This is a genomic window from Streptomyces sp. NPDC005496, from assembly GCF_042872045.1.
Lineage (GTDB): Bacteria > Actinomycetota > Actinomycetes > Streptomycetales > Streptomycetaceae > Streptomyces.
This window is the reverse complement of the sequence record NZ_JBIAJQ010000011.1, coordinates 271,589-294,671: the sequence shown is the minus strand read 5'-3', so window position 1 is coordinate 294,671 and position 23,083 is coordinate 271,589. Positions and strand designations below refer to the sequence as shown.

The 23,083-nt window shown below is 71.4% G+C and carries 20 protein-coding genes; 16 read left to right on the top strand and 4 right to left on the bottom strand.

The genetic code is table 11. The features are described 5' to 3' along the window. Nucleotides 1–113: 113 nt before the first annotated feature. Complete coding sequence (locus tag ACFYQQ_RS30895; protein ID WP_355779890.1) at nt 114–2,048, top strand: ABC transporter ATP-binding protein; 1,935 nt, start codon at nt 114–116, stop codon at nt 2,046–2,048. Nucleotides 2,049–2,087: 39 nt separating this feature from the next. Here ACFYQQ_RS30895 and ACFYQQ_RS30890 read toward each other — a convergent pair whose 3' ends face one another. Both ACFYQQ_RS30890 and ACFYQQ_RS30885 read right to left on the bottom strand, forming a co-directional pair. After that, on the bottom strand, nt 2,088–3,545 hold the full coding sequence (locus ACFYQQ_RS30890) for a HAMP domain-containing sensor histidine kinase (protein ID WP_355779876.1): 1,458 nt from the start codon (nt 3,543–3,545) through the stop codon (nt 2,088–2,090). Then, nucleotides 3,542–4,291, bottom strand: a complete 750-nt coding sequence (locus ACFYQQ_RS30885; protein WP_355779873.1) for a response regulator transcription factor — start codon at nt 4,289–4,291, stop codon at nt 3,542–3,544. Before ACFYQQ_RS30885 ends, ACFYQQ_RS30890 begins: the two co-directional genes overlap by 4 nt. 90 nt (nt 4,292–4,381) lie before the next feature. Between ACFYQQ_RS30885 and ACFYQQ_RS30880 the strand changes: the two genes are divergently transcribed. The 11 genes from ACFYQQ_RS30880 (at nt 4,382) to ACFYQQ_RS30830 (ending at nt 14,815) form a co-directional block, all read left to right on the top strand. Further along, on the top strand, nt 4,382–5,719 hold the full coding sequence (locus ACFYQQ_RS30880; RefSeq protein ID WP_355779870.1) for a ferredoxin reductase family protein: 1,338 nt from the start codon (nt 4,382–4,384) through the stop codon (nt 5,717–5,719). A 10-nt stretch (nt 5,720–5,729) separates the two neighbouring features. Next, entirely contained in the window at nt 5,730–6,143 is a 414-nt protein-coding gene (locus ACFYQQ_RS30875; protein ID WP_355779867.1) for an FMN-binding protein, read from the top strand. 1 nt (nt 6,144) lies between these two features. Further along, the gene (locus tag ACFYQQ_RS30870) at nt 6,145–6,903 is read left to right on the top strand and encodes an FAD:protein FMN transferase (RefSeq protein WP_355779864.1); all 759 of its coding nucleotides are present in this window, start codon (nt 6,145–6,147) and stop codon (nt 6,901–6,903) included. A 556-nt stretch (nt 6,904–7,459) separates the two neighbouring features. Beyond that, nucleotides 7,460–8,968 carry a DUF4246 domain-containing protein gene (locus ACFYQQ_RS30865; RefSeq protein ID WP_355779861.1) on the top strand — a complete coding sequence of 503 codons (1,509 nt, stop codon included), beginning with the start codon at nt 7,460–7,462 and terminating at the stop codon, nt 8,966–8,968. A gap of 411 nt (nt 8,969–9,379) precedes the next feature. After that, on the top strand, nt 9,380–9,865 hold the full coding sequence (locus ACFYQQ_RS30860) for a hypothetical protein (RefSeq protein WP_355779887.1): 486 nt from the start codon (nt 9,380–9,382) through the stop codon (nt 9,863–9,865). An 18-nt stretch (nt 9,866–9,883) separates the two neighbouring features. Then, nucleotides 9,884–11,344, top strand: coding sequence for a hypothetical protein (locus ACFYQQ_RS30855; RefSeq protein ID WP_355779859.1), 1,461 nt, complete (start codon nt 9,884–9,886; stop codon nt 11,342–11,344). A 53-nt stretch (nt 11,345–11,397) separates the two neighbouring features. After that, the gene (locus ACFYQQ_RS30850; protein WP_355779856.1) at nt 11,398–11,880 is read left to right on the top strand and encodes a hypothetical protein; all 483 of its coding nucleotides are present in this window, start codon (nt 11,398–11,400) and stop codon (nt 11,878–11,880) included. Nucleotides 11,881–12,153: 273 nt separating this feature from the next. After that, nucleotides 12,154–12,999 carry an aldo/keto reductase gene (locus ACFYQQ_RS30845; RefSeq protein WP_355779854.1) on the top strand — a complete coding sequence of 282 codons (846 nt, stop codon included), beginning with the start codon at nt 12,154–12,156 and terminating at the stop codon, nt 12,997–12,999. A gap of 357 nt (nt 13,000–13,356) precedes the next feature. Next, nucleotides 13,357–13,776, top strand: coding sequence for an aspartate 1-decarboxylase (gene panD / locus ACFYQQ_RS30840; protein WP_356165189.1), 420 nt, complete (start codon nt 13,357–13,359; stop codon nt 13,774–13,776). A gap of 47 nt (nt 13,777–13,823) precedes the next feature. Further along, entirely contained in the window at nt 13,824–14,168 is a 345-nt protein-coding gene (locus tag ACFYQQ_RS30835) for a GNAT family N-acetyltransferase (protein ID WP_355795223.1), read from the top strand. Then, nucleotides 14,168–14,815, top strand: a complete 648-nt coding sequence (locus ACFYQQ_RS30830; RefSeq protein ID WP_356165193.1) for an arylsulfatase — start codon at nt 14,168–14,170, stop codon at nt 14,813–14,815. The genes ACFYQQ_RS30835 and ACFYQQ_RS30830 overlap by 1 nt, the downstream gene beginning before the upstream one ends. A gap of 612 nt (nt 14,816–15,427) precedes the next feature. On the opposite strand, the gene gndA is transcribed toward ACFYQQ_RS30830, so the two are convergent. Further along, nucleotides 15,428–16,867: an NADP-dependent phosphogluconate dehydrogenase gene (gene gndA, locus ACFYQQ_RS30825; protein WP_388905945.1), complete on the bottom strand. Its 1,440-nt coding sequence runs from the start codon at nt 16,865–16,867 to the stop codon at nt 15,428–15,430. 286 nt (nt 16,868–17,153) lie between these two features. Here gndA and ACFYQQ_RS30820 point away from each other — a divergent pair, with 286 nt between their 5' ends. Next, nucleotides 17,154–18,323 (top strand): transglycosylase family protein, encoded by a 1,170-nt coding sequence (locus ACFYQQ_RS30820; RefSeq protein ID WP_355793785.1) that lies wholly within the window; start codon nt 17,154–17,156, stop codon nt 18,321–18,323. On the opposite strand, the gene ACFYQQ_RS30815 is transcribed toward ACFYQQ_RS30820, so the two are convergent. Further along, nucleotides 18,313–19,584 carry a DMT family transporter gene (locus ACFYQQ_RS30815; RefSeq protein WP_388905942.1) on the bottom strand — a complete coding sequence of 424 codons (1,272 nt, stop codon included), beginning with the start codon at nt 19,582–19,584 and terminating at the stop codon, nt 18,313–18,315. The genes ACFYQQ_RS30820 and ACFYQQ_RS30815 overlap by 11 nt on opposite strands. 211 nt (nt 19,585–19,795) lie before the next feature. Here ACFYQQ_RS30815 and ACFYQQ_RS30810 point away from each other — a divergent pair, with 211 nt between their 5' ends. The 3 genes from ACFYQQ_RS30810 to glgC all read left to right on the top strand — a co-directional run bounded on the left by ACFYQQ_RS30810 (nt 19,796) and on the right by glgC (nt 23,070). Continuing rightward, entirely contained in the window at nt 19,796–20,578 is a 783-nt protein-coding gene (locus ACFYQQ_RS30810; protein ID WP_388905939.1) for a (2Fe-2S)-binding protein, read from the top strand. 38 nt (nt 20,579–20,616) lie between these two features. After that, entirely contained in the window at nt 20,617–21,768 is a 1,152-nt protein-coding gene (glgA, locus tag ACFYQQ_RS30805) for a glycogen synthase (protein WP_355793932.1), read from the top strand. Nucleotides 21,769–21,849: 81 nt separating this feature from the next. Next, nucleotides 21,850–23,070 (top strand): glucose-1-phosphate adenylyltransferase, encoded by a 1,221-nt coding sequence (glgC, locus tag ACFYQQ_RS30800; RefSeq protein WP_356165206.1) that lies wholly within the window; start codon nt 21,850–21,852, stop codon nt 23,068–23,070. Nucleotides 23,071–23,083: the final 13 nt, after the last annotated feature.

The window sequence follows — 23,083 nt, the reverse complement described above, 5'->3', positions numbered from 1 at the left end:
GGAGCCGGGTCAGCCGCACGGGAAGCGCGGGAACACCGCGGACCGGACGGGAGGGAAACCGGTGAACGGTTGACCTCAAGCTTGCTTGAGGTCCTACCGTCTCCTCCATGAGCATGGAGACCACAGCCTGGACACAGTTGCACAGCGTCATGAACGCGCAGCAGGAGCGCCGACCCCTGGCCCGCGCGACCCTGCGCCGCATCACCGCCTTCGCCCGCCCGCACCGCCGCCGCATCGCCTGCTTCGTGCTGCTCAGCGTGGTGACCGCCCTGCTCGCCGTGGCCACCCCGGTTCTCGCCGGGCACGTCGTGGACGTCATCGTGTCCGACGGGGACGAGGACACGGTGGTGCGCCTGGCCGTCCTCATCGCGGTCATCGCGCTGGCCGAGGCCGCGTTCGGGATCGTCGGCCGCTGGCTGTCGTCGACGCTCGGCGAGGGACTCATCCTCGATCTGCGCACGGCTGTCTTCGATCATGTGCAGCGCATGCCGGTCGCGTTCTTCACACGTACCCGTACGGGCGCGCTCGTCAGCCGACTCAACAACGACGTGATCGGTGCCCAACGGGCCTTCAGCAACACCCTCTCCGGCGTCGTCAGCAACGTCGTCACGCTGCTGCTGACCCTCGCCGTGATGCTCACCCTGTCCTGGCAGATCACCCTGCTCGCCCTGGTGCTGCTCCCGGTCTTCGTGGTCCCGGCCCGCCGCATGGGCAGCCGCATGGCCAGGCTCCAGCGCGAGGCGGCCGACCTCAACGCCTCGATGGGCACCCGGATGACCGAGCGTTTCTCGGCTCCCGGTGCCACCCTCGTCAAGCTCTTCGGCCGGCCCGGCGACGAGTCCGCCGAGTTCGCGGCCCGGGCCGGCCGGGTCCGGGACATCGGCGTGCGGACGGCCATGGCGCAGTCCGCGTTCATCACCGCGCTGACCCTCGTGTCGGCCCTGGCCCTCGCGCTCGTGTACGGACTCGGCGGCTGGTTCGCCCTGCGCGGCAGCCTGGAGCCGGGCGCCGTCGTCTCCCTCGCCCTGCTGCTCACCCGCCTCTACGCACCTCTGACCTCCCTCGCCGGGGCCCGGGTGGAGGTCATGAGCGCCCTCGTCAGCTTCGAGCGGGTCTTCGAGGTCCTCGACCTGCGCCCGCTCATCGAGGAGAAGCCGGACGCCAGTGTGGTCCCCGCGGGCCCGGTGTCCGTGGAGTTCGACGACGTCCGCTTCGCCTACCCCTCCGCCGACAAGGTCTCCCTGGCCTCGCTGGAGGAGGTCGCCGCGCTCGACACCCGCGGCGGGGCCGAGGTCCTGCACGGCGTCTCCTTCCGCGCCGAACCCGGCCAGACCGTCGCGCTCGTCGGGTCGTCCGGCGCCGGCAAGTCCACCATCGCCCAACTGCTGCCCCGCCTCTACGACACCGACGAGGGCGCCGTCCGCATCGGCGGCGTCGACGTGCGCGACCTGAGTGCCGAGTCGATGCGCGAGACCCTCGGCATGGTCACCCAGGACGGCCACCTCTTCCACGACTCGGTACGGGACAACCTGCTGCTCGCCCGTCCGTCCGCGACCGAGGACGACCTGTGGGACGTGCTGCGCCGGGCCCGACTGGAGGACCTCGTACGGTCCCTGCCCGACGGCCTGGACACGGTGGTCGGCGAGCGCGGCTACCGGCTCTCGGGCGGTGAGCGCCAGCGCATGACCATCGCCCGGCTGCTGCTCGCCCGCCAGCGTGTCGTGATCCTCGACGAGGCCACCGCCCACCTGGACAACACCTCGGAGGCGGCCGTCCAGGAGGCGCTCACCGAGGCGCTGGAGGGGCGGACGGCCGTCGTCATCGCCCACCGGCTGTCCACGGTGCGGGCCGCCGACGTCATCCTCGTCGTGGAGGCGGGACGCATCGTGGAGCGCGGCACCCACGACGAACTGCTGGCCGCCGACGGCCGCTACGCGGAGCTGTACCGGACCCAGTTCGCCAAGGCGGGAACCGCCCACGAGGACGCGGCGGGCAGGTCCGGCCCGATCGCGGACGAGGTGACGGAGACGGAGACGGCGGTGGTGTGAACGGTGGCATCGACGGCCCGGGTCGAGCCGTCGGCTCGGTCACGGGCCCGTCTGCTCCGGTCGGCCGAGCGGAAGAAGCACGGTGAACACCGTCCCGCCCGGCTCGGTGCCCAGCTCGATGGTGCCGCCGTGCGCCCGCACCAGGGAACGGGCCACCGCGAGGCCGAGACCGCTGCCCCCGCGGTCACGGCTGCGGGCCTTGTCGACGCGGTAGAAACGGTCGAAGACCCGCTCCCGGTCGGCGGCCGGGACGCCCGGACCCGCGTCCGCCACGCGCACCCGGACCTGCCCGGCGGCCACGGAGACGGCCACCGACACCGGTGTACCCGCCGGGGTGTGCACGGCGGCGTTCGTCAGCAGGTTGTCGAGAACCTGGCGGACGCGCTGCGGATCCACGCGCATCCGCAGACTCCCGGGCCCGGCCGCCACCGTCAGCGGGCGGTCGGGGTGGCTCGCACGGAAGGCGTCCGCCGCCTGCGCGACCAGCTCCACCAGGTCCGCGTCGGCCGGGCGCAACGGGGTCTCCGCCTCCGCCGCGTCCAGCCGGGCGAGCAGCAGCAGATCGTCCAGCAGGACGCCCATCCGCGCGGCCTCGGCACGCAGCCGCGCCAGGTGCCGGTCGCGTTCCTCGGGCGCGTTGGCGGCGGCGTACTGGAAGAGGTCCGCGTATCCCCGTACCGACATCAGGGGCGTGCGCAGCTCGTGGGAGGCGTCCGCGACGAACCGGCGCAGCCGCTGCTCGGCCTCCGCGCGCACCGCGAGGGAGTCGTCGATGTGCTCCAGCATCGTGTTGAACGCCGAGCGCAGCTCCTCGACCTCCGGACCCCCGTCCCGCCCGGCGGCGCGCAACGGCAGCCGCGCCGCCGACTCCGTCAGATCGTGCGAGGTGATGCCGTGCGCGGTGTGCGCCATGTCGCTCAGCGGCTTCAGCCCGCGCCGCAGCATCCGCCGGCCGAGGACCACCAGCGCCAGCAGCGCGACCGCGAACGCCACGACCTGCACGGTGATCAGCTGCCGGATCGTGGCGTCGATGTCCCCGGTGGGCGCCGCGCTGACCAGGACGACACCGGGCTCGACCTCGCAGGCGCGCAGCAGGTACGTGCCCTGCCCGTCGATCCGCACGGTGCGGGTGACCTCGGTGTCCGAGTCCGCCATCGCCTCGGCCACGGCGGTCAGCCCACGGGTGTCGGCGGGCACGTCCGCGGGGGTACGCAGGTCGGCGGCGCCGCCCGACACGTCGTACACCGCGGTGTACCAGCCGTAGTAGGGCTGCCGCCGCACGGTGCCGTGCGCCTCCGCGTCCTTCGACTGCACGACCTGCACGAGCTTCAGCTGGTCGCCGAGCTGACGCTCCAGGTAGTCCCGCATGTACGTCGTCAGCGCGGTGCCGACGATGGCGAACACGATCAGGGCCAGCACCCCGAGGCCGAGGGCGAGCCGGGTGCCGAGGCGCAGCCGGCGGTACGTCGTCAGCGGCCGACGCGGGAGCGCCGTCACGTGGCCGCCCGCCGTATCACGTAACCGAAGCCGCGGACGGTCTGGATGAGCGGGTCCCCCTCGGCGTCGACCTTGCGGCGCAGCCGGCTGACGACGAGCTCCACGACGTTGGAGCGGCCCCCGAACCCGTACGCCCACACGTGGTCGAGGATCTGCGCCTTGGTCAGTACGGTCGGCGACCTGCGCAGCAGATAGCGCAGCACCTCGTACTCGGTCGGGGTGAGCGTGAGCAGCGTCTCGCCGCGCCGCACCTCACGGGTGTCCTCGTCCATCGTCAGGTCCGCCACCCGCAGCACCGAGCGCTCGAACCCCGGCCCCGTACTGCGCCGCAGCACGGTCCGCAGCCGGGCCATCAACTCCTCCACCGCGAACGGTTTCACCAGGTAGTCGTCACCGCCGCGGGTCAGCCCCGCCACCCGGTCGGCGACCGCGTCACGGGCGGTCAGGAACACCACCGGCACCATCGTCCCGGAGCCGCGCAGCCGGTCCAGGACACCGAACCCGTCGACGTCGGGCAGCATCAGGTCCAGCACCACGATGTCGGGGCGGAACTCGGCGGCACGCCGCAGCGCCTCCTCGCCGGAGTTCGCGGTCACCGCGTCCCAGCCCTCGTAGCGGGCCACCGTCGCGACGAGATCGGCGATCGGCGGGTCGTCGTCCACGACGAGGAGTCGTACTTTTTCCACCCGCTCATACTGCTGCACCCGCCCACCGCCCCCGAGGGCGGACGGTCCCCGTGGCCACATCGATAACCACTTGAAAGTCGTACGACAGCTGATCGACAGGTTCCGACGGCCAAGCTCGGTGTCCCAGGACCCGATCGAGGAGCTCTGTCCGTGACGACCGTCCACGCACCTCCCGCGCCCCCCACGGCGATACGCCCCCGGGTGGTGGCCCGCACGGCCCTGTGCGCCCTGCTCGCCGCGAACGTAGCCGCGGTCGCGTACTTCTTCGCGCAGGCCGGATTCGCCTCCAACGCCCTGATCGTGCTGGGCCGCCTGGCCGGCCTGTACGGCGCCCTGCTGATGGCCCTCCAGCTCCTGCTGGTGGCCCGGCTGCCCTGGCTGGACCGCCGTATCGGCATGGACCGGCTCACCTCGTGGCACCGCTGGACCGGCTTCGGCATCCTCTGGACGCTGCTCACCCACGCCGTCCTCATCACCTTCGGCTACGCCGAGTCGTCGACGCTGGATCCGGTGAACCAGCTGGTCGACCTCGCCGAGACCACCGAGGGCGTCCTGCGCGCGATCACCGCCCTCGCGATCCTCGTCACGGTCGGCGCCGTCTCGGCCCGCTACGCCCGCCGCCGCCTGTCCTACGAGACCTGGCACTTCGTCCACCTGTACACCTACGTCGCCGTGGTGCTGGCCTTCACCCACCAGGTCGCGGCCGGGACGACGTTCACCTCGTCACCCGCGGCCACCGCCTACTGGTACACCCTGTGGGGCGCCTCGCTCGGCTCGGTCGCCCTCGGCCGGGTGGTCCTGCCGGTCCGGCGCAACCTGCGCCACCGGCTGCGCGTGAGCGCCGTCGTCCCCGAGTCCGACCACGTCGTCTCCGTGTACGTCACCGGCCGCCACCTGGACCGACTGCCCGCCCGGGCAGGGCAGTTCTTCCTGTGGCGGTTCCTCACCCGGGACCGCTGGTGGCAGGCCAACCCCTTCTCCCTGTCGGCCGCCCCGGACGGGCGCACCCTGCGGCTCACCGTGAAGACCGCGGGCGAGGGAACCGCCGCCCTGCGGCACCTGAAGCCGGGCACCCGGGTCTTCGCCGAGGGCCCCTACGGCGCGTTCACCGCGCTGCACAGGACGCGCCCGGACGCCCTGCTCATCGCGGGCGGCGTGGGCGTCACCCCCATCCGCGCGCTGCTGGAGGAGCTGCACGGGCACGCCGTGGTCGTCCACCGGGTCGCCACCGACCGGGACGCCGTCCTCTACGACGAACTGCGTGAGCTGGCCCGCGCCAAGGGGGCCGAGCTGCACCTGGTGACCGGGCCCGCCGCGCCCGACCGACTGGCACCGGACGAGCTGGCGCGCCTCGTGCCGGACGTCAGGGACCGGGACGTCTTCCTGTGCGGACCGCCGCCCATGATGAACGCGGTGCTCGGCAGCCTGCGCGAACTGGGCGTACCCAAGCCGCAGATCCACTTCGAACGCTTCAGCCTGGCGGGATGAGGAGCACACCGTGAAACGAGCACTGCCCGTCCTGGTCCTGAGCGTCGCGGGCCTGATCCCGGTCTGGCGCTACGAGGCGTCGCCCGACAGCTCCGCAGCCCAGGCGCCCGCGGCGCCGCCGAGTCCCACGTCCTCCACGTCCTCTTCGGCGCCCTCGGCGTCCTCCCGGGTCGTCGCGGGCCCGACCGTGGACACCGAGAAGGGGCCCGTCCAGGTCGAGGTGACCTTCGAGAAGGACCGGATCGCCTCGGTGCGGATGCTCCGGCAGCCGGACCATCCGCAGACCGCGGCGGCCGTCCCGAAACTGGTCGCGGAGACGCTGCGGGCGCAGAGCGCGGACGTCGACACGGTGTCGGGCGCCACGGTCACCAGCGACGGCTACCGGAAGTCTCTCCAGGCCGCGATCGACGCGGAGGACGCCTGAGGTGCGCCGCGTCGAGCACGTCATGGGCTTCCCGGTGTCCCTGCGGATCGACGACGAGGACGCCCCCGACGATGTCCAACAGGGCGCCGCGGACGCGGTGTTCGGATGGCTGCGGGAGGCCGACGCCCGCTTCAGCCCGTTCAGGGCCGACAGTGAGGTGTCCCGGCTGGACCGGGGCGAACTCACCGTCGACGGCATCTCCGCGGACCTGCGGGAGATCCTGGACCTGTGCGAGCACTACCGGGAGGCGACCGGCGGCGCCTTCGACGTCCGCCTGCCCGGCCGGGGCCTGGACCCCTGCGGGGTGGTCAAGGGCTGGGCGGTGCAGCGGGCGGCGGACCTGCTGACGCGGGCCGGCGTCCGCGGGTTCTGCCTCAACGCGGGCGGTGACGTGGTGACTTCGGGCGGCCCCTGGCGCGTCGGCGTACGGCACCCCGAACACGCCGACCGGCTGTGCACGGTCCTGCACCTGACGGACGGCGCGGTCGCGACCTCCGCGCGCTACGAACGCGGCGACCACATCATCGACGCCCGCACGGGCCACCCGTCGACGGACCTGCTCAGCTTGACGGTCCTGGCCCCGACACTGACCACCGCGGACGCCGTGGCGACGGCGGCGTTCGCGATGGGGCACGAGGGAGTGACGTGGGCGGCGACCCAACGGGACTGCGAGGTCTTCGCGGTGGACGCGGGGCGACGGGTGTTGAGGACGGAGGGGTTTGCGGGGGAGGGGGTGTCGCCGAGGGCAGCAGTTCCGTAAAGCAGCAAGATCCCGTTCCCGGGACGTCGGATCGATGGAGGCCCGGGTGAGGCTTCGCACTGACAGCGGTGGGTACATCCGCAAGCATGGACGTCGGCGCATGGATATCGCTGATAGCTACGGGGATCGTCTTGCTGATCGGAGCGGGGCTCATCTGCTACGAGCATTGGGGATCCGGCGCGAACCAGAGCCGGGAGTACGACCTCGGTCCGGACAACACCAGCGGCGGAGGCGGAGGCGGCTGACGCCCATGGTTCGGCCGAACCTGCCGTCGATCTCACGACCGCGCTGCAGCACAGCATCGAACAACGGCCTGGATCCCGTCGGACTCCCACCGCGATAGGTCGGTCGCGCCGAAGCCCGACGCGCACGATCGGCGTCGGACGGGCACGAGGCGGACGTAGTCAGATTCGGCCGAACCTCGGTTGCCAGCAGCGGTGTTGGGTCAGCCACGGGACCAGCTCACTGGGCAACGGGGGAAGGGACCACGGCCGTGGTGTCAGTCGGCTCCAGTAGGCTTCCCGCCACCGCTCGTCAAGTCGAAGGACCTTGAGAATTGTCTGCCCTGTCTGCCTTCCCGCTGCCCTTTCATGCCTCTCGTTCCATAGGCTTCGCGACACCGCGCACGTTGCGGGAACTTCAGATGATGGAGTGCAGCTCGCACATCCGGGCGAAGTCGCAGTGGTTCGAGAAGATGAACGACGACGGCATCGTCGCCCGGTGGACGAAGGAAGCGCTCGCGCAGGGTCTCACCGAGGCGCAGGTCCGTTACGTGCTCGCCGAACTCCATCACTACGCGGCGCTGCGGGACAGGCGGACCGGCGTCGAGGTCTCCGCGGTCGACGGGGTGTGGCAGTCGGACACGCTGGTCGACGACCGGCTCAGGTCCCGGCTGCGCGAGGCGGTCCGGGTTCTGGAGGAGGTTCCCGAAGCGGAGAAGGACTGGCACCCCGGATCGGACGGCCAGGTCCTGGATCTGGTCCACCCCTCTCTGTTCTGTCTGGTGAGGGACGTGAGCGGCGCGCCCGAGCGGGCCTGGCAGAACCCGACGAACCGCTACTCGAAGTACGAGTTCTCGGAGAGGTTCCAGTGGCTGCCCACGGACGTCGACGTCAGTGATGGCGGCGAGGTCGCCTTCCGCTCGTACGTCAACAACGTCCACCCGGAGAAGCATCGCGAACTGGCCTCCGTGCTGCCGGACTTGTTCGCCCGCATGCTGCCGCTGCTGGAGAACGTGCTCACCGACCTGCGTCACCCGCGGCCGCCGCGCATCGAGGCCGACCCTTACGGCTGGTACGACTCGGAGCCGCAGTACCCGGACAAGGCCGCCTACAGTGACGACGCGGCCTACGAGGAAGCCGTCACTGCCTATGAAACGGCCCAGGACGACTGGTGGGAGAACCGCCGCCCCGTCGTCCCGGACGCCCCCGCCTTCACGCCGCCCGCCCTGCCCGACGCGGCCGAGCGAGTCGTCCTGCGCGGCCGCAGCCTCCAGGTCATCGTCAAGCTCGCCACCATCCAACTGGCCCCGGACAAGCCCGAGTACGCGGGCGGTTCGTGGCATGTCGAGGGGATGCTGAACGAGCGGATCGTCTCGACCGGCCTCTACTACTGGGACAGCGAGAACATCACAGAAAGCCGGCTCGGTTTCCGGGCGGCGCTCGACGACCCCTCCTACGAGCAGAACGACGACAACGGCCTTCGCGAGGTCTACGGCCTGGAGGACGAGGACGCGCTGAACCAGGTACTGGGGTCGGTGGCGACCCCGGCCGGCCGCTGCCTGGCGTTCCCGAACGTCCTGCAGCACCGCGTCAGCCCGTTCCGCCTCGCGGACCCCACCCGTCCGGGGTACCGCAAGATTCTCGCGTTCTTCCTGGTCGACCCGGCGGAAAAGATCGTCTCGACGTCCGACGTGCCCCCGCAACAGCCGTGGTCCGAGACGTCGACCATGACCCTCGACCAGGCCAAGGCGTACCGCGAACAGCTCATGCAGGAACGCAAGTTCTTCGTCGCCGAACACAATGAGCAGCTCTACGAGCGGGAGTTCTCCCTCTGCGAGCACTGAACGGCTCGGAGGGGTGGGGATCCGTCCGGCCGAGGGATGACCTGGAGTGCTATGCCGTACTTCTCGTGTTGTGCGAGTGGCACGGCATGGCCGTTCTGGTGCGGTCGGGGGAGACCCAGGGTATTCGGTGCCGGTGTTCTCCCACAGGCGCGCACGTCTGACGCAGCGTGGGCAGAACTGTCGGGTCGAGAGCCACTCGCCATGGCGGAGTCAGTTCGAGTGGCCACCCGTGTGCCGACCCGATCGGAGCGGATGGTCGCAGTGCCTGGGGGAGGCGTGAGCAGTCGCCTGGCGATGGCGTCGAGCTCCCGGCGCTTCATCGATGACGAGGCACCACACCAGCAACAATGGTCTCATTCGGGGCTGTTGCTAACGTTTGGCATGGAGTCAGTGATCGGAACGGGGGAGACGATGACGTTCGGCGACGAGTGGGAGCAGCTGGTCTCTATGGCCAGGCAGCGCCAGTCCGCGGGGATGCGGCTCAATCAGCTGGAGCCGGGATCGGGCGCTACGAGTGGCGAGGCCGGCACGGACCTTGTGGTCAGGCAGGATGATCTCGGGGCGGTCGGGCATGAGGCGTTCCTGCTCCACGGCGAACTACACAAGAGAGTCGACATCGTGGGTGCGGGCGCCGACCGGAACGGAGAGGGCTCCACTGCACGGGCCGCCAGGGAACTCGCGGACCGCAACCTGGCCATGGGTGGCGAGCTCTATACCACGCTGTCCGTATGGGACTCCCAGGTAAAGACCGTCTTGCAGATGTGCGCACATATCTCGAACCACCTGGACTACTCGAAGAAGCTGCACGCCAACGATGACGCGGCGATCGCGGCTGCCGTTCGTGGCCGGGACGGAGCTGCCATGCCGGTCTCCGAGATCTCCAGGTACGTGCGCTGACGAGAGGGTGGCACATCGATGGGTACGTTCACCTATTCCGATCTCATCGCGTTGGACCTCGGCAGGCTCAGCACCGCCGTCACCGACTGGGAGACGACGGTCGGGAACCTTGCCACACTGCATTCCAATGCCAGGGACGGTCTGCTGAAGAAGGCCGAAGCGGCCCGTTGGCGCGGCGACAACGCGACCGTGACCAGGGATTTCGTGCGCAAGACCGCCAAGGAGTTCGGTGATCTCCTCAAGGAGGCTCAGAGCATCCACGCCGTGCTCGCCGACGCCCACACCGAGCTCTTGCAGATCCAGAAGAGGGCGAAGGCGCTGACAGACGAAGCGCACAGAGGCGACCCGGACCGATCCCCCGACCCCGACCGCGGTCTGGTCGTGACGGACGGCGGAAGCGGGACGGTGAAGGTCATCGAGGCGGTTTGCGAAGTGAACGGAACGTCCCAGCGCACCAAGGACAGGATGCAATGGTACGCGGACACCCTCACCGGCCTTGTCGCTCACGCATCCGAGATAGACGCCGCGGTCACCCGAGCTCTCCGAAAGTCCCACGGCGGCGACCCGCATAATGCGGGCCATGCCACGTACACCTCGCTCGACGAGGACCAGCTGCCGCGAGCGATGAAGCTCGCCTCGCTCGGCGAGGACGCGAGCGACAGACAGCGGGAGGAGTTGCGGCGGCTGTGGCAGTCGCTGAGCCCCGATGCTCGAGGCGAGCTGTGGGGGAAACACAAGGGCGATCTTCTCGCCGCCGGGATCCTCACGCCCCGATCGAAGCGCATCGCCGCCGACCCAGGGGCGGGTGAGTACGACGTCCAGGCTCCCACCGCACACGACCAGTGGATCCAGGCACAGGCGGTGGCGATGTCGAACGCGGGCGACGTGATCGGGAACACCGATGCTGCGCATCACATGGATCACTACCTACGCGGGCTCGGCACCCCGGTGGATCTGGACGTGGACCGGATGCTCACAGACGACGCGGCACTTCGGCAGACCGCGGAGTACGCCATCCAGGATGAACAGGAGAAGTGGCGGGAGCAGGCTCTCGCGGCTTTCGAGAAGTCGGGCGGTGAACCCGTGGCCATCCCGGTGGAGACCCGGCCGCAGAGCTACACCCACAGCGACCGCAACTGGTACCTGGCTGTTGGCAGCGGCATGACCAATACGACGGGTACGGTCACGGTCGTGCCAGGTGAGAACGGTGAGCCAAAGGTCGGTCTCGACTACCAGGTGAACGTATGGGACCGGTACAACTGGGACCCCGGCAAGGAGACCCCCATCGGCCCGACGACGGTGACCGACGCCGACATGGCCCGGTTGCACACCACAGGCCTGGCCAGGGAGTTCGACATGCGAGGCAGCGGATCGGTGCAACATCACGACCTGGGTTCGAACGGCAGCCTTCCCGTCCCAGCGGACCCGGGACGCGACGGAACACGCACCGATCCGAGTCGGAACGGGGACGCCCGATGACGCGGACACTTCACCGTTCGCGAGTAAGGTACGTCGTCCGCGCCGCCGGCGCCGTGGCCGTACTCTCTCTGACCGGCCCGCTCCTCGGCGGCTGCACGGCCGCGACCGAGTCCGGGTCGGCCGACAGGACCAGCGAAGTGCCCGACTGGGACGACAAAGCCACCCCTGCGACGGTCAGCCGGCAGATGAACGTCGACCTTCCCTCCAAGGCCGGCGATGTACGCGCGGCCCGTCAGAACGGATTCCAGGACGACGGGCTGCTACTGGCCTTCACCCTCCCCACCTCCGCGGTGAACGGCTTCGTGGAGCGGCTCCGGCCCGAGAGGGAGCTGAGGCAGCGCGACGAGCCCCGCAAGAGCGTCGCGAAGCCCATGACCCCCTTCTCGCACCTCGGACTCCCCGAACCCGAGTCGTTGCCGGGCGTACGGGAAGGGCAGGTCTGCGCCCCCTGCGGCGGAGACTTGAACTCCCTGGCGATCGCGGTGCACAGGCTGGACGACAGCCAGAGCCGGGTCTACCTCAAGGCTGTCGACTGACGAGCGCGCTCCACGGCACCCTGCAACGAGTCGAACGTGCCGTCTCAGCGGCCGAGCCCCCTTGCGCGCGGCGGTCCTCTCCTGCGGCGCCGTGGCGTAGGTCGCCGTCGCCCAGCGCGACCGCGCATCTGCCCCCGGCGCGCTCTCGGCGCGGTCCGCTCGCTCCTCCCGGCCTCCCTGCGACGCATGTGACACCGGTTGTCTGGGGGGCTCGGCCCTGGGTACCCGGTGCGGGTCGCGTGACACGGATCCGCGGCCGACGGGAGGCACGAGATGTCTGCGGAATCGGCCAGAACGATTGCACTCCCCTCCGGAGAGGAGATCTCGGCGCTCGGGCAGGGCACCTGGTATCTGGGTGAGGACCCGGCCCGGCGTGAACAGGAGATCGCCGCGCTGCGGCTGGGCGTGGACCTGGGCATGACCGTCGTCGACACGGCGGAGATGTACGGCGACGGCGCAGCCGAGGAGCTCGTCGGGGAGGCCCTCCGGGGACGCCGTGACGAGGTCTTCCTCGTCAGCAAGGTGCTGCCCGGCCACGCCGACCGGAAAGGCACCGTCGCCGCCTGCGAGGGCAGCCTGCGGCGGCTCCGTGCGGAACGGCTGGACCTGTACCTGCTGCACTGGCGCGGACGGTGGCCACTCGAGGAGACCCTCGCGGGATTCACCGACCTGATGGAGGCGGGGAAGATCCGCTACTGGGGAGTGAGCAATCTGGACGTCGCCGACATGGTCGAGCTCACCGCCCTCCCCGGCGGCGACGCCGTGGCCGTCGACCAGGTGCTGTACAACCTCTCCCGGCGCGGCATTGAGTGGAATCTGCTCCCGTGGTGCCGCGAGGCCGGCGTGACGGCCATGGCCTACTCGCCGATCGAGCAGGGGCGACTGCTGAAGGTCGAGACCCTGGAGGCCGTGGCCCGGGACCTCGACGCCACGCCGACCCAGGTGGCACTCGCCTGGGTGCTGGCACAGGGAGTGGCCGCGATTCCGCGTTCCGGATCACCCGACCACGTTCGGGAGAACCGCGGCGCTGCGGACCTGGACCTCCCCGCCGAGGCGCTCGACGCCCTCGACGCGGCGTTCGCGCCGCCCAGCGGGCCCACGCCCCTGGAGATGCTCTGAGGAAGTCGCAGGACGGCGCGCTTCCCGCGCGTCGTAGGCGCTCGCCTGTGGACGCCGCTTCGGAACGCCCGCGCGTTCACGCTGCTCTGCCGGGCGAAGAGGGAGCGACCTTCGAACTCGAAGGAATGAGCTGCGCCGCCGTCGTGAAGCAGTTCGCCCTGGCGCACCACTCCGTACCGGGCTGACCAGGCGCCGGCTGGGTTGCCGGAAGCGCGGCATCAGACAGTAGGCAAGGGGTCGGTGTGAGCCCCGGAACATCCCGAGGCAGCTGACCGGACATGCGAACCGTTGTACGCTCCGGAGACCGCCCTTGACCTGCAGAGGCAGGCAGGGAGCAGACGACCCGGGAGCTTCGCCATGTTCCGCACCATGTTCAAGTCCAAGATCCACCGCGCCACCGTCACCCAGGCCGACCTGCACTACGTGGGATCGGTGACCATCGACGCGGACCTCCTCGACGCCGCCGACCTGCTGCCCGGTGAACTCGTGCACATCGTCGACATCACCAACGGCGCCCGCCTGGAGACGTACGTCATCGAGGGTGAGCGCGGCTCGGGCGTCGTCGGTATCAACGGCGCCGCCGCCCACCTCGTGCACCCCGGCGATCTCGTGATCATCATCAGTTACGCTCAGGTGACCGACGCCGAGGCGCGGTCGCTGGAGCCGCGCGTCGTGCACGTGGACCGCGACAACCGGATCGTCGCCCTGGGCGCCGATCCGTCCGAGCCGGTGCCGGGTTCGGACCAGGAGCGCAGCCCGCAGGCCGTCCCGGCCTGAGCCGCACTTCGCCGTCCGGGTCCGCACCCCATCCCGAGGAGTGCACCATGAGCGACATCCGGATCCGCGACGACCGGGGCGCCGGCCGTCTGGAGGCCCTCGCCGGGGACGAAGTGGTCGGCCGTATCGAGTACTTCGTCCTCGACGCCCCCGAGCGCGCCCTCGTCCCGGTGCACACCATCGTCGAGCCCGCTCACGAGGGCCAGGGCATCGCCGGTTCCCTCGCGCGTGAGCTGTACGCCATCGCCGGGCGCGAGGGCGTCCCCGTCGCCCCGCTCTGCCCGTACGTCGTCAAGTGGGCCGCCCGCCACCCCGAGGAGGCCCCGGCCGCCGACCCCGCACTGGTGCAGGCGGCGATGGACTGGCTGGACGCCCACCCGGGCCGGTTCTGATGCCCGGACCAGGCACACTCGCCCTGCTCCACACCTCGCCCGCGCACATCCCCGTCTTCGACGCCCTGCGCGACGAGTTCCACCCGGTGCTGCGACTGCGGCACCTCGTGGCCGAGGACCTGCTCGCCCGCGCCCGCGTCGAGGGGCCCGACGCCGTGACCGGTGACGTGCGCGCCGCGTTGGACCGGGCCGTCGCGGAGGGGGCCGGTGCCGTGCTCTGCACGTGTTCGACCATCGGCGCGGTCGCCGAGGCGGCGGGCGCCGGGGTGCCGGTACTGCGCGTGGACCGGCCGATGGCCGCCGCCGCGGTGGCCGTCGGCCCGCGCGTCGTCGTCCTGGCCACGGTGGAGAGCACCCTCGCGCCGACGGTGGCCCTGGTGGAGGAGGAAGCGCGCCGGGCCGGACGCCCGGCCGACGTCCGTACGTTCCTCGTCGACGGCGCCTTCGCCCGCTTCGAGGCGGGCGACACGCACGGTTGTGCCCGGCTCGTCGCGAAGGCCGCCGACGCGGTCACCGACGCCGACGTGATCGTCCTCGCCCAGGCCTCCATGGCCCCCGCCCAGCACCTGACGACGACCGCCGTACCGGTGCTGGCGAGCCCCCGGCCGGGCCTGGCTGCGGGAGCGGACGCGTTGCACCGACGGTGACGGGCGCCGTGTGTCAGAGGTCCTGCATGCTCCGCACCAGCGGTGACGCCCTCTACGACGGACGGCCCCCCGCCCCCTCCATCCCCGCCCCATGCCTCCGATTGGCCCCACCCGGTCGGCTTCCGTGGGGCGACGGGGTGACTGGGGGCGGCGGGGTCGGGTAGGCGTGGGAAAAGTCCAGGGCCGACGTACCGACTGGCTGGAGGACATCATGAGCGAGCCGTTCCCCACTCCCGTACCGCCGAGTCCCACTCCGGGACCGGTCCCCGACCCGCAGCCGTTCCCGGATCCGGCGCCGCCGAACCCGACCCCTCCGCCGAACCCGACCCCTCCGCCGGGTCCGGGCCCCGGTCCGCAGCCCACTCCGGAGCCGCCGTCTCCGTCCCCCGTGCCGAAGCCGCCGGGGCCGGACCCCGTTCCGGAGCCCGAGCCGCAGCCGGGACCCCTCTCCTAGGAGGGCGCACGCGCGGCACACGGGCCGCCGGTCGCGCCTGACGGCCCGTCACACGACGGCCCACCCAGGCGCACCCACCCCACCTCACCTCACTGCACCGATGGCCCGGCACGGAACCCCTTCCGTACCGGGCCATCGGTCTGTCCCGCAGCGGCGTCCTACGCCTCGACCTCCGACCGGTCCCCGCCCCACAGCGTGTGGAACGAGCCCTCGCGGTCCGTGCGCCGGTAGGTGTGCGCGCCGAAGAAGTCGCGCTGGCCCTGGGTGAGGGCGGCGGGCAGACGCTCCGCCCGCAGCGCGTCGTAGTAGGCGAGCGCCGCCGCGAAACCGGGCGTCGGGACACCCTGGAGGGTGGCCGCGACGAGCACCTCGCGCCAGTTGTCCTGCGCGTCGGCGATCTCCCGGGCGAACGTCTCGTCGGAGAGCAGGCTGGGCAGGTCGGCCCGGGCGTCGTACGCCGCGCGGATGCGGTCCAGGAAGGCGGCACGGATGATGCAGCCGCCGCGCCAGATGGAGGCGACCGCGCCGAGGTCGATGTCCCAGCCATACTCCGCGCTGCCCGCGCTGATCTCGTGGAAGCCCTGGGTGTACGACACGATCTTCGAGGCGTACAGCGCCTGCTCCACGCGGTCGGCGAAGGCCGCGGCCTCGCCCTCTCCGAGCTTGGCCGCCTTCGGGCCCGCGAGGTCGCGCGAGGCGGCCCGCAGGTCGGCGTGGCCGGACAGCGAGCGGGCGAAGACCGCCTCCGCGATGCCGGACACCGGGACGCCCAGGTCGAGGGCGATCTGCACGGTCCAGCGGCCCGTGCCCTTCTGCTCCGCGCGGTCCTGGACGACGTCCACGAACGGCTTGCCGGTCGCCTCGTCCACGTGCGAGAGGACCTCGGCGGTGATCTCGATCAGGTACGAGTCGAGCCGGCCCGTGTTCCAGGTCCGGAAGATCTCCGCGATCTGCGCGGGGGAGTACCCGGCCACGTCGCGCAGCAGCTGGTAGGCCTCGCCGATCAGCTGCATGTCGGCGTACTCGATGCCGTTGTGGACCATCTTCACGAAGTGCCCGGCGCCGTCGGGGCCGCAGTGCGTCACACAGGGGGAGCCGTCCGACGCCTTCGCGGAGATCTTCTCCAGCATCGGGCCCAGCGACGCGTACGACTCCTCGGAGCCCCCGGGCATGATGCTCGGCCCGTGCAGGGCGCCCTCCTCGCCGCCGGAGATGCCCGTGCCGACGAAGTGGATGCCCTGCTCGCGCAGCTCGCGTTCCCGGCGGCGGGTGTCGGCGAAGTGGGCGTTGCCGCCGTCGATGATCATGTCCCCGGGTTCGAGGAGCGGGGCGAACTCCTTGATCACCGCGTCGGTGGGGTCACCGGCCTTGACCATGATCACCAGGCGCCGCGGGCGCTCCAGGGCCGCCACGAACTCCTCCGCGGTCTCGGCCGCCACGAAATCGCCCTCGTGCCCGAACTCCTCCACCAGGGCGTGCGTCTTGGAGGAGGTCCGGTTGTGCAGGGCGACCGCGTAGCCGTTGCGGGCGAAGTTGCGGGCGAGGTTGCGGCCCATGACCGCGAGGCCCGTGACGCCGATCTGCGCTGAAGTGCTCATAGGTACTCCTGAGAGGTCCTGTTGCCGCTGATGCCGGTCGTGCTCGTCGTGCTCGTCAGTATTGCCCTCCGGACATCCTGACTCGCCGACGGTGTGTACGCAGAAGAACCCGTCCGCGCCTCATCGGGCGGCACCGACACACGGCATCGGGTTTCGGCCAGACCGTCCGCCGCTGACCTGAGCAAACCCTTGAAAGGGCAACAGCACGGCCGATTGCCGCCTTGTCATGGCCGGGAAGACGCGCTTACTTTTGCCGCTCCTGACGGGTGTCGAGGGGGGCTTCATCATGGCCGTGCGCGGCCGGCATCGCCGGTATCAGCCGAACAGGATCAACCGGGCCTCGCTCACCGTCACGGCGGGCGGCGCGGGCATGGCGATCCCGCTCATCGGCGCCGGTGTCGCGGACGCCGCGGACGTGGGGACCTGGAACAAGGTCGCCGCCTGCGAGTCCACCAGCAACTGGAGCATCAACACCGGCAACGGCTACTACGGCGGCCTGCAGTTCAGCCAGTCCACCTGGGAGGCGTACGGCGGCAGGGTGTACGCGCGGCGAGCGGACCTGGCCACCAAGGACCAGCAGATCGCCATCGCGGAGAAGGTGCTCAAGAGCCAGGGGCCCAAGGCCTGGCCGGTGTGCTCCGCCCGGGCGGGTCTCACCCGGGGCGGTGAGACGCCCGCCGTCGACACCTCGCCGCGCACGCCCAAGCGCACCGTCAAGGACGTGCAGCCGCAGACCACGCCGCAGTCGCAGGCGGGCACCGCCGAGATGTACACCGTCGTCCGAGGCGACACCCTCTCCGGCATCGCCGACGCGCGGCGGGTCCAGGGCGGCTGGCAGCGGCTGTACGCGGCCAACCGCGCGACCGTGGGCGCCGACCCCGACCTGATCGTCCCGGGCCAGCGGCTGAACCTGCGCGCCAAGGCCCCGACGCACACCGCGGACACGAAGGCGCCGGCCCGGAAGCCCGCCACCGGGAAGCCCGCCGAGCACAAGGCCGCCACCAAGAAGCCGGCGCCCCAGAAGCCGGCGTCGGACACGGCGACGAGGACCCACACCCTCGTCGCGCCGGTGAACGCGTCGACCGGCACGCCGTACCGCGCCGCCGGTTCCTCCTGGTCGAAGGGCTACCACACGGGCGTCGACTTCCCCGTGGCCACCGGGACCTCGGTGAAGGCGGTCGGGGCCGGTCACGTCGTCAGCGCGGGCTGGGGCGGCTCGTACGGCTACCAGGTGGTGATCCGGCACTCCGACGGGCGCTACAGCCAGTACGCCCACCTGTCCGCGATCTCCGTGCGCGGCGGGCAGAACGTGACGGCCGGGCAGCGGATCGGACGCTCCGGGTCGACGGGCAACAGCACAGGGCCCCATCTGCACTTCGAGGTGCGGACGGGACCCGGCTTCGGCAGCGACATCGACCCGGTCGCCTATCTGCGCGCGGGCGGCGTCAGGATCTGACGCGGGTACGCCGGTGGTTGCGCCGCGGCAGCGGCACGAACGGCGCGCCGTGGAAAGGGCCGAAGTAGTCCGGCATCTCGTCGTCGGGGGCTTCCCGGTCCTCGTGCGCGCCGTCCGGGGCGGGCACCGGGACCGGTACGAAGACGTCCTCGGGGACCGTCACGACGGGGAAGACGTCCGCGGGGACCGTGGCGAGGGGCTGCTCCGCCAGCCGCGTCAGCAGTTCCTCGATCACCTCGGACGCCACCAGCCCGTCCCGCCCGGCGAGGCTCTCGGGCACGGCGAGCGCGTCCGGTGCGGGGAACCCGCCCGGGCCGACCGGCGCCCGGGGGCCCGCGAACGTGTCCGGGACGACCGCGTCCGGCACGCCCACCGTCTCCGGCTCGGCGGCGGGTGCGCCGGGGGCGGCCGCCTGCGGGTCCGCGCGGCGGACGCCGCCCAGCCGCTCCGTGGTGAGCAGGATGAGTCCGCCCGCGGCCACGACACCACAGCCCAGCGCGAGGGCCGTGCCCGTGCTGCCGTAGCGGAAGGTCTCGCCGAACATCGTGATGCCCACCGCCGCCGCGACGACGGGATTGACCACCGTCAGCGTGGCGAGCGGGGCGGCGAGGCCGCCGCCCCGGTAGGAGGCCTGCGAGAGCAGCATGCCGGCCGTGGCGAGGACAGCGATGACGCCCAGGGACGGCAGGTCCGCGAGGGAGACGCCGCCCGTCCAGTCCACCGCGACCGTCTTGGTGAACACCGACGAGATGCCGAAGGCCAGACCGGCGGCGACCGCGAGCAGCACACTGCGCACCGCCGGGTGGCGGTGGGCCGCGCGGGCCGCCACCATGAGCGTCACCACCGCGCCGCCCGTCACGAGCGCCAGGACCACCCGCTGGGCGCCGCCCAGGGAATGCGATTCGGCGGTGCCGACCAGCGACAGCAGACCCGCGAGACCGACCGTCGCCATGATCGCGCCGCGCCAGGCGGTCGACCCGGCCCGGCGGCCGACGAACAGGGCGGCCATCGGGAGCGCGAACACGATCGTCAGCGCGCCGAGCGGCTGTACGAGGCTCAGCGGGCCGTAGGCGAGCGCCACCACGTGCAGCAGCCCGCCGAGGCCGTTCAGCGCGACGGCCGCCCACCAGCTCAGCCTGCGCAGCGGGGCGTAGGTCCGGTCCGGGGACGTCACCGCGACCTGCTCCTGGACGATCGCCCCGCCCGCGTAGGCGACGGCGGAGACGAGCGAGAGCACCACGGACAGCGAGAGGGCGTTCACGAGTCCCTCCTCTGCGTGCGGCGAGGGCGCTGTGCCCGGCGCGACGAACGGTCGGCTTCCATGGTTAACAACGATGCCTCGCGAAACAGTCCATGTCGTCGTCCTTGAGCAGGCATTGAGTCCTACTGCCGATGGAGTAGAGCGGGGCCCCCGTCCTCCCCAGGGTGGGTGACAGCGGCCCCCTCCCCCCGGGTGTGACCCCCTAGGGGGCTTGGTACTACTGCTGTTCGTGGACCTCGACTTCGATCTCGCCGCGCTTCGCACCCTCGGCGGCTTCTCCGTACTACGCACGGGCGTACCCCCGGGCAGCCTTCTGCCCACCCTCGCGCGGGCGTACGCACCGCCGCCGGACGACGGCGGATCGGATGTTTACGGAGATCCGATAATTTTCCGTGTCCGGAAGGTCGCGAAAAGTCTCCGGGCGCCCGAGACCAGGATCGCGGTGTCGGTGGCGCAGCAGGCGCTCGCGGCCCGGCTGTGGTCGGTCTCCCTCGGCGCCGCCGCGCTGTACGGGACCCTGCCCGACCTGGACCCCCGGCTCCTGGCCTGGGATCCGGACGCGAGCACTCCGGAGGAACTGTGGCTCTCCGAGGTGCGCGCCCTGCCCGCGACCGCGCTCGGCGAGATGGTGCTGGACGGCCACCTCGTGCCGCTCGCGGCCGCCCTGCGGGCCCGGTACACCGTCTCCGCGCGCCTGCTCTGGGGCAACGTGGGCGCCGCCCTCGCGGGGGCCGTGCGGCTGCTCGACCGGTGGGCGCGGGAGACCGGCCGGCCGGAGGCGGCGGAGCGTGTCCGCGCCCTCGCCGCTCCGCTCCTCGCCCACCCCGACCTGTCGTGGACGCTGGCCCCCGGCACGCTCCGCCGCCGCAGTTGCTGCCTCTACTACCGGCTGCCCGGCGCGGGCCTGTGCGGCGACTGCTGCTTCGACCGGGTGCCGCGCACGAGGGCCGGTTCCCGGACACCGCGCTCTTCCCCAGGGGCCACATCTGAGTGACCATGAAGGAATCCGGCCGGTTCGACGGGAGGTTCTGGGTGCGTGTGGGACTGCTGACACGGGAGTATCCACCCGATGTCTACGGCGGCGCGGGGGTGCATGTCGAGTTCCTCGCCCGCGAGTTGAGGTCCCTCGTCGACCTGGACGTGCACTGCTGGGGCGAGGGCGCCGCGGGCGGGGTGGTCCGCCACCGGCCCTGGCCCACGCTCGACGGCGCCAACGACGCGCTGCGCACCTTCTCCGTGGACCTGGCCATCGCCGCCGCCCTCGAAGGCCGCGACCTCGTCCACTCGCACACCTGGTACGCCAACCTCGCCGGCCACTTCGGCAAGCTGCTGTACGGCATCCCGCACGTGATGACCGCCCACTCCCTGGAGCCGCTGCGCCCCTGGAAGGCGGAGCAACTGGGCGGCGGATACGCCCTGTCGAGCTGGGCGGAGCGCACGGCCGTCGAGTCGGCGGACGCCGTGATCGCCGTGTCCGGCGCGATGCGCGAGGACATCCTCGGCTGCTATCCCGAGCTGGACCCCGCCAAGGTGCGCGTCGTGCACAACGGCATCGACACCTCCCTCTACCGCCCGGACCACGGTACCGACGTCCTGGCCCGCGTCGGCCTCGACCCGGACCGCCCGTACGTCCTGTTCGTCGGCCGCATCACGCGCCAGAAGGGCGTGCCCCATCTGCTGCGCGCGGTACGGGACATCGACCCGGCCGTCCAGGTGGTGCTGTGCGCCGGCGCCCCCGACACCCCTGAGATCGACCGGGAGTTCCGCGACCTGTTCCGGGACCTGAGCGGCGTACGCGAAGGGGTGCACTGGATCCCGCAGATGCTGCCGCGTCCGGACGTCATCCAACTCCTCACGCACGCCGCCGTGTTCGTCTGCCCCTCGGTGTACGAGCCGCTCGGCATCGTCAACCTGGAGGCGATGGCGTGCGGGACGGCCGTGGTGGCCTCCCGCGTCGGCGGCATCCCCGAGGTCGTGGACCACGGACGCACCGGGCTGCTCGTGCCGGTCGAGGGGGACTTCGAGGCGCGGCTGGCCCAGGCCCTGGACTCGGTGCTGGCCGACCCGGAGACCGCCCGGCGGATGGGCGAGGCCGGACGGGAGCGGGCCGTGCGGGAGTTCGGCTGGGACGCGGTGGCACGCCGGACCGTCCAGTTGTACGAGGAAGTCCGCAAACCGGGGTAGCCGTCAGACAGGCGTAGTCGAGGAAACCGGAGCCGGCTCGATCACGGGGCGCGGCCCGACCGGGCGTAGAGGGGCGGCGGTATGCGGCGCGGTGGACCTTCGGTGCTGGGCATCGTACTGGCGGGCGGAGAAGGCAAGAGACTCATGCCGCTCACGGCTGACCGCGCGAAACCCGCGGTCACCTTCGGCGGCACGTACCGCCTTGTCGACTTCGTGCTGTCCAACCTGGTGAACGCCGACATCCTGCGCATCTGCGTCCTGACGCAGTACAAGTCGCACTCGCTGGACCGGCACGTCACCACGACCTGGCGGATGTCGAGCCTCCTCGGCAACTACGTGACTCCCGTCCCGGCCCAGCAGCGCCTCGGCCCGCGCTGGTACCTCGGCAGCGCCGACGCGATCCTGCAGTCCCTCAACCTCGTCCACGACGAACAGCCGGACTACATCGCGGTGTTCGGCGCCGACCACGTGTACCGCATGGACCCGCGGCAGATGCTGGAACAGCACATCGAGGGCGGTGCCGGGGTGACCGTCGCGGGCATCCGGGTGCCCCGCGCCGACTCCTCCGCGTTCGGGATCATCACCCCGGGCTCGGACGGGCAGACCGTGCAGGGCTTCCTGGAGAAGCCCGCCGACCCGCCGGGCCTGCCGGGCGACCCCGAGTGCGTCTTCGCGTCTATGGGCAACTACATCTTCACCACCAAGGCCCTCATCGAGGCGCTCCACCAGGACGCCGAGGACGAGAACTCCGTGCACGACATGGGCGGTTCGATCCTGCCGATGCTCACCGAGCGCGGCGAGGCGCAGGTGTACGACTTCAGCGAGAACCACGTGCCCGGTGAGACGACCCGGGACCAGGGCTACTGGCGTGACGTCGGCACCCTCGACGCGTACTACGACGCCCACATGGACCTGATCGCGGAACGCCCCGCCTTCAACCTCTACAACCGCAGCTGGCCCATCTACACCCACTCCGGTCAGCTGTCCCCCGCGCGGTTCAACGCCGGCGGCATGGCCAGCGAGTCGATCATCAGCGCGGGCTGCCTCATCCGCGGGCAGGTCACCCGGTCCGTGCTCTCGCCCGGCGTCGTCGTCGACCCCGGAGCCGTAGTGCAGGGCTCGGTCCTGCACGACAACGTCCACATAGGGCGGGGCGCGGTGGTGCGGGGCGCGGTCCTCGACAAGAACGTCGAGGTCCCTCCCGGCGCGACGATAGGCGTCAACCCCGAGCGCGACGCGGAGCTCTACACGGTCTCCAAGGGCGGAGTGATCGGCCTGGGCAAGGGCCAGCGCGTCCCGTAGACCCGCGCGGAGG

Coding starts and splice junctions, on each gene's coding strand:
- ACFYQQ_RS30895 (WP_355779890.1), top strand. CDS start 114: ATGGAGACCACAGCCTGGACACAGTTGCACAGCGTCATGAACGCGCAG.
- ACFYQQ_RS30885 (WP_355779873.1), bottom strand. CDS start 4,291: ATGTGGCCACGGGGACCGTCCGCCCTCGGGGGCGGTGGGCGGGTGCAG.
- ACFYQQ_RS30860 (WP_355779887.1), top strand. CDS start 9,380: ATGACGTTCGGCGACGAGTGGGAGCAGCTGGTCTCTATGGCCAGGCAG.
- ACFYQQ_RS30855 (WP_355779859.1), top strand. CDS start 9,884: ATGGGTACGTTCACCTATTCCGATCTCATCGCGTTGGACCTCGGCAGG.
- ACFYQQ_RS30845 (WP_355779854.1), top strand. CDS start 12,154: ATGTCTGCGGAATCGGCCAGAACGATTGCACTCCCCTCCGGAGAGGAG.
- panD (WP_356165189.1), top strand. CDS start 13,357: ATGTTCCGCACCATGTTCAAGTCCAAGATCCACCGCGCCACCGTCACC.
- ACFYQQ_RS30835 (WP_355795223.1), top strand. CDS start 13,824: ATGAGCGACATCCGGATCCGCGACGACCGGGGCGCCGGCCGTCTGGAG.
- ACFYQQ_RS30830 (WP_356165193.1), top strand. CDS start 14,168: ATGCCCGGACCAGGCACACTCGCCCTGCTCCACACCTCGCCCGCGCAC.
- gndA (WP_388905945.1), bottom strand. CDS start 16,867: ATGAGCACTTCAGCGCAGATCGGCGTCACGGGCCTCGCGGTCATGGGC.
- ACFYQQ_RS30820 (WP_355793785.1), top strand. CDS start 17,154: ATGGCCGTGCGCGGCCGGCATCGCCGGTATCAGCCGAACAGGATCAAC.
- glgC (WP_356165206.1), top strand. CDS start 21,850: ATGCGGCGCGGTGGACCTTCGGTGCTGGGCATCGTACTGGCGGGCGGA.